The following is a 6,020-nucleotide window of genomic DNA, read 5'->3' on the forward strand; positions in this document are numbered from 1 at the left end:
TAGAACGGCACGCCCGCCCAGCGGCGGTTGTCGATGCCCAGCTTGATCGCGGCGTAGGTGTCGGTCTTCGAGGACGGGTCGATGCCTTCTTCCTCCAGGTAGCCGATGACCTTCTCGCCGCCCTGCCAGCCCGCCGTGTACTGGGCGCGCACCGTGTCGCGGGCCAGGTCCTTAGGCAGCCGGACCGCGCCGAGCACCTTCGTCTTCTCCGCGGCCAGCGCGTCGGCGTCGAAGGAGGCCGGCTCCTCCATCGCGGTCAGCGCCAGCAGCTGCAGCAGGTGGTTCTGGATCACGTCGCGGGCGGCGCCGATGCCGTCGTAGTAGCCGGCCCGGCCGCCGATGCCGATGTCCTCGGCCATGGTGATCTGCACGTGGTCGACGTACGACCGGTTCCAGATCGGTTCGAACATCGTGTTGGCGAAGCGCAGCGCCAGGATGTTCTGGACGGTCTCCTTGCCCAGGTAGTGGTCGATGCGGAAGACCTGGTCGGGGGCGAAGACCTCGTGCACGATCGCGTTGAGCTCCTCGGCCGACCTCAGGTCGTGGCCGAAGGGCTTCTCGATCACCGCGCGCCGCCAGGAACCCTTGGGCGGGTCGGCCAGGCCGTGCTTCTTGAGCTGCTGGATGACCAGGGGGAACGACTTCGGCGGCACCGACAGGTAGAAGGCGAAGTTGCCGCCCGTGCCCTGTGCCTTGTCCAGGTCCTCGATGGTCGACCGCAGCCGCTCGAACGCGTCGTCGTCGTCGAAGGTGCCCTGCACGAAGCGCATGCCCTGGACGAGCTGCTCCCAGACCTCCTCGCGGAAGGGCGTGCGGGCGTGCGCCTTCACGGCGTCGTGCACGACCTGCGCGAAGTCCTCGTGCTCCCAGTCCCGGCGGGCGAAGCCCACCAGCGAGAAACCCGGTGGCAGCAGACCCCGGTTGGCGAGGTCGTACACGGCCGGCATCAGCTTCTTGCGCGACAGATCGCCCGTGACACCGAAGATGACCAGGCCCGACGGCCCCGCGATGCGCGGGAGCCGCCGGTCCGCCGGGTCGCGGAGCGGGTTCGCTCCGACCCCGGAGAGTCCTGAAAGGGGGGACAAGGTCTCAGTCCTCCGCGGGCGCGAGGCGCTTGAGCTCCGCCTCGGTCGACTTCAGCAGCTCGTTCCAGGACGCCTCGAACTTCTGCACGCCCTCGTCCTCCAGCAGCTGCACCACCTCGTCGTAGGAGATGCCGAGCCTGCCGAGCGCGTCGATGTCGGCGCGGGCCTGCTCGTAGGTGCCGGCGACGGTGTTGCCGCGGATCTCGCCCTGCTCCTCGACGGCGGCCAGGGTGGCCTCCGGCATCGTGTTGACGGTGTTCGGCGCGATCAGCTCGTCGACGTACAGGGTGGGCTTGTACGCCTTGTCCTTCACACCGGTCGACGCCCACAGCGGACGCTGCTTGTTGGCGCCGGCCTTCTCCAGGGCGGCCCAGCGCTCCGAGGGCGGCGTGGAACCGTCGATCGAGCCGAACACCTCCTCGTACGCCTGGTAGGCCAGGCGGGCGTTGGCGACGCCGGCCCGGCCGCGCAGCGCCTTGGCCTCGTCGGTGCCCAGGGCGTCGAGCCGCTTGTCCACCTCGGTGTCGACGCGCGAGACGAAGAAGGACGCCACCGAGTGGATCAGCGACAGGTCCAGGCCGCGCTCCCTGGCCTTCTCCAGGCCGGACAGGTACGCGTCCATCACCTCGCGGTAGCGCTCCAGGGAGAAGATCAGCGTGACGTTGACGCTGATGCCCGCCGCGATGGTCTCGGTGATCGCCGGGATGCCCGCACGGGTCGCCGGGATCTTGATGAGGGTGTTGGGCCGGTCGATCAGCCAGGCGAGCTGCTTGGCCTCGGCGACGGTGGCCCGGGCGTTGTGCGCCAGACGCGGGTCCACCTCGATGGACACCCGGCCGTCCTGCCCGCCGCTGGCGTCGTAGACCGGGCGCAGGATGTCGGCGGCGTCGCGGACGTCCGCCGTGGTGATCATGCGGATGGCCTCTTCGACGGTGACCTCGCGGGCGGCGAGGTCGGCGAGCTGCTGGTCGTAGCCGTCGCCCTCGGAGATCGCCTTCTGGAAGATCGTCGGGTTGGTGGTGACGCCCACGACGTGCTGGTTGTCGATCAGTTCGGCGAGGTTGCCGGACGTGATGCGCTTGCGGGACAGGTCGTCCAGCCAGATCGCCACGCCTTCCTCGGAGAGGCGCTTGAGTGCGTCTGTCATCGGGATTGCAACTCCTGTGTGTCGTATATGAGCGTCAGCGCTGGGCGGCGGCGAGAGATTCCCGGGCCCGGGCGGCCACGTTCTCGGGAGTGAAGCCGTACTCGCGGAAGAGGACCTTGCCGTCGGCGGAAGCCCCGAAGTGCTCCAGGGAAACGATGCGACCGGCGTCTCCCACGTACTTGTGCCAGGTCAGACCGACCCCTGCCTCGACGGCGACCCGGGCCTTGACGGACGGCGGCAGCACGGAGTCCCGGTACCCCTGGTCCTGCTCCTCGAACCATTCGACGGAGGGCATCGACACCACGCGCGTCGGCACGCCCTCGGCCTGCAGCCGCTCGCGCGCCTCGACGGCGACGTGCACCTCGGAACCGGTGGCGATCAGGATGACCTGCGGCTCGGTGCTCTGCCCGTCGGGCCCCTCGGCCTCGAACATGACGTACCCGCCGCGGGCGGCGTCCTCGTTCGGCTCGTACGTCGGCACGCCCTGCCGGGTCAGCGCCAGGCCGTGCGGGGTGCCCTTGCCGTACTCCTTGGTGTACCGCCGCAGGATCTCGCGCCAGGCGACGGCGGTCTCGTTGGCGTCGGCCGGGCGGACGATGTTCAGCCCGGGGATGGCGCGCAGGCTGGCCAGGTGCTCGACCGGCTGGTGGGTGGGACCGTCCTCGCCCAGGCCGATGGAGTCGTGCGTCCACACGTACGTCACCGGCAGGTGCATCAGCGCCGACAGGCGCACCGCGTTGCGCATGTAGTCGGAGAAGACCAGGAAGGTGCCGCCGTAGATGCGGGTGTTGCCGTGCAGCGCGATGCCGTTCATGACCGCGGCCATGGCGTGCTCGCGGATGCCGAAGTGGATCGTGCGGCCGTAGGGGTCCGCCTCCGGCAGCGGGTTGCCCTCGGGCAGGAACGACGACGTCTTGTCGATGGTGGTGTTGTTGGAGCCGGCCAGGTCGGCGGAGCCGCCCCACAGCTCGGGGACGACCGCGCCGAGCGCCTGCAGCACCTTGCCGGAGGCGGCGCGGGTGGCGACGGACTTGCCGACCTCGAAGACCGGGATCTTCTCCTCCCAGCCGGTGGGCAGCTCGCCGGCGCTGATCCGGTCGAACTCGGCGGCGCGCTCCGGGTTGGCGTCCCGCCAGGACTGGAAGGACTTCTCCCACTGCGCCCGCGCCGCACGGCCCCGCTCGACGGCTTTGCGGGTGTGCGCGAGGACCTCGTCGGCGACCTCGAAGTGCTTCTCCGGGTCGAAGCCCAGGACGCGCTTGGTGGCGGCGACCTCGTCCTCGCCGAGCGCCGAGCCGTGGGCGGCCTCGGTGTTCTGCGCGTTCGGGGCGGGCCAGGCGATGATCGAGCGCATCGCGATGAACGACGGCCGGTCCGTGACCGCCTTCGCGGCCTGGATCGCCTCGTAGATCGCCTGCGGGTCGAGGTCGCCGTTCTCCTTCGGCCGCACCCGCTGCACGTGCCAGCCGTAGGCCTCGTAGCGCTTGACGGTGTCCTCGGAGACGGCGGTGGCGGTGTCGCCCTCGATCGAGATGTGGTTGTCGTCCCACAGCAGGATCAGGTTGCCCAGCTTCTGGTGGCCGGCCAGGGAGGACGCCTCGGCGGAGATGCCCTCCTGCAGGCAGCCGTCGCCGGCGATGCAGAAGACGTAGTGGTCGAAGGGGGACTCGCCGGCGGGCGCGTCCGGGTCGAACAGGCCGCGCTCGTAGCGGGCCGCCATGGCCATGCCGACGGCGTTGGCGACACCCTGGCCGAGCGGGCCGGTCGTGGTCTCCACGCCCTTGGTGTGCCCGTACTCGGGGTGGCCCGGGGTCTTGGAGCCCCAGGTGCGGAAGGACTTCAGGTCGTCCAGCTCCAGACCGAAGCCGGCCAGGAACAGCTGGGTGTACAGGGTCAGGGACGAGTGACCGGCGGACAGCACGAAGCGGTCACGCCCGACCCAGTCCGGGTCGCTCGGGTCGTGCCGCATCACCTTCTGGAAGAGGGTGTAGGCGGCAGGCGCCAGGCTCATCGCCGTACCCGGATGGCCGTTGCCGACCTTCTGTACGGCGTCGGCGGCCAGGACGCGGGCGGTGTCCACGGCCCGCTGGTCCAACTCGGTCCACTCGAAGTCTGTGGTGGTCGGCTTGGTGCTCACCCTGGGTCAGGGCTCCTCTCCACATGTCGGACAGCCGGTGTACGCGGGCGCCCACCGGCTGCCGGCGCCCTTCGGCGCCGGACGGCCGCTGTCGAGCCTACCCCCGCAGTCCGCCCGTCCCCCCGGCTCGCTCCGGACTGCCGGGACCAACCGGTCTCCGCCTCCCGACCAGCCCGGATGGCACTCCGCAAGTGAATACGGACGGGCTCATCCGAGTGCTCAACCGAGCCGGTGGACGCACGCCGGAAGGACCGTTTCGCGTGGATTTCGGAGGGCGTGTTGACGGGGTGGCCGGAAAGGGGCGGTGGATGCGCCGGGGGGAGGCGTGCGGCCCGGGAGCGGCGGGCGGGTGCGCCGGCCGCAACCGGCGGCGGGTGAGGACCCGGGACCGGTGGTGGGGTGAGGACCCGGGACCGGTGGTGGGGTNGACCCGGGACCGGTGGTGAGGGAGGAAGAGGGAAGAAGCGGTGGCGGGGCGCGAGGGGCGCGGGCGAGGGCGTCCGCGGCCGGGCGGCGGCGCTGACACGACCCCACCCCGGCGAAAGGCGGGGTCTGGGCAACGTCTACAGTGGCGTGGTACGCGCGAGCCCTGACCCGGGTTGCCCTCGGGCGGGGCTCGCTGGGATGTCTCTGTCAGGGGTGTGCGTGACGGCCGTTGAATCCCGTCCAGCGGGGGTGCTCTCGGCGAGCCAGAAGCCGAGCCGCCGGCCGCTCGGGGCCCGGATCAAGGCGTTCGTGGCACTGACCAAGCCGCGGATCATCGAGCTGCTGCTCATCACCACCGTTCCGGTGATGTTCCTGGCGCAGCAGGGCGTGCCGGACCTGAAGCTGGTGCTGCTGACCTGCGTGGGCGGCTACCTCTCCGCGGGCGGTGCCAACGCGCTGAACATGTACATCGACCGCGACATCGACGCCCTGATGGACCGCACCTCGCAGCGGCCCCTGGTCACCGGCATGGTCGGCCCGCGCGAGTGCCTCGTCTTCGGCGTCACCCTCGCGGTCGTCTCCACGCTGCTGTTCGGCTTCGCCGTCAACTGGCTCTCGGCCTGGCTGTCCCTCGGCGCGCTCCTGTTCTACGTCGTCGTCTACACGATGATCCTCAAGCGCCGTACCGCGCAGAACATCGTGTGGGGCGGCATCGCCGGCTGCATGCCGGTGCTCATCGGCTGGACGGCCGTGCGCGACTCGCTGGACTGGGCGCCGGTCATCCTCTTCCTGGTCATCTTCTTCTGGACGCCGCCGCACTACTGGCCGCTGTCGATGAAGGTGAAGGACGACTACGCGCGCGTGGGCGTGCCGATGCTGCCGGTGCTCGCCTCCAACAAGGTCGTGGCCCGGCAGATCGTGCTCTACAGCTGGGTCATGGTCGCCGTCTCCCTGCTGCTGACGCCCCTCGGCTACACCGGCTGGTTCTACACCGCGGTCGCGCTCGCCGCGGGCGGCTGGTGGCTGTGGGAGGCGCACGCGCTGCAGACCCGGGCCAAGGCCGGCCTGACCGGCGCGAAGCTGAAGGAGATGCGGCTGTTCCACTGGTCCATCACCTACGTGTCGCTGGTGTTCCTGGCGGTGGCCGTGGACCCCTTCCTGCGGTGACCTGCCCCGGTACGAGCCGGGCGACGGGCGGGCCGCGTGGTCAAAGCCACGCGGCCCG

The 6,020-nt window shown here is 70.5% G+C and carries 4 protein-coding genes; 1 reads left to right on the forward strand and 3 read right to left on the reverse strand.

All coding sequences use genetic code 11. From position 1 onward, the window contains the following. From zwf to tkt, 3 genes are all read right to left on the reverse strand, one after another. Positions 1-1,085: glucose-6-phosphate dehydrogenase (gene zwf, locus IE225_RS32255; RefSeq protein WP_190061222.1), on the reverse strand; the 1,085-nt coding region annotated here is incomplete at its 3' end. 4 nt (positions 1,086-1,089) lie between these two features. Then, entirely contained in the window at positions 1,090-2,232 is a 1,143-nt protein-coding gene (gene tal, locus IE225_RS32260; RefSeq protein WP_190061223.1) for a transaldolase, read from the reverse strand. 34 nt (positions 2,233-2,266) lie between these two features. Continuing rightward, positions 2,267-4,369, reverse strand: a complete 2,103-nt coding sequence (gene tkt / locus IE225_RS32265) for a transketolase (RefSeq protein WP_190061224.1) — start codon at positions 4,367-4,369, stop codon at positions 2,267-2,269. Between the two features lie 639 nt (positions 4,370-5,008). Between tkt and IE225_RS32270 the strand changes: the two genes are divergently transcribed. Beyond that, entirely contained in the window at positions 5,009-5,962 is a 954-nt protein-coding gene (locus IE225_RS32270; protein WP_229880208.1) for a heme o synthase, read from the forward strand. The last annotated feature ends 58 nt before the right edge of the window (positions 5,963-6,020 follow it).

The sequence above is a fragment of the Streptomyces echinoruber genome (assembly GCF_014651135.1).
Lineage (GTDB): Bacteria > Actinomycetota > Actinomycetes > Streptomycetales > Streptomycetaceae > Streptomyces > Streptomyces echinoruber.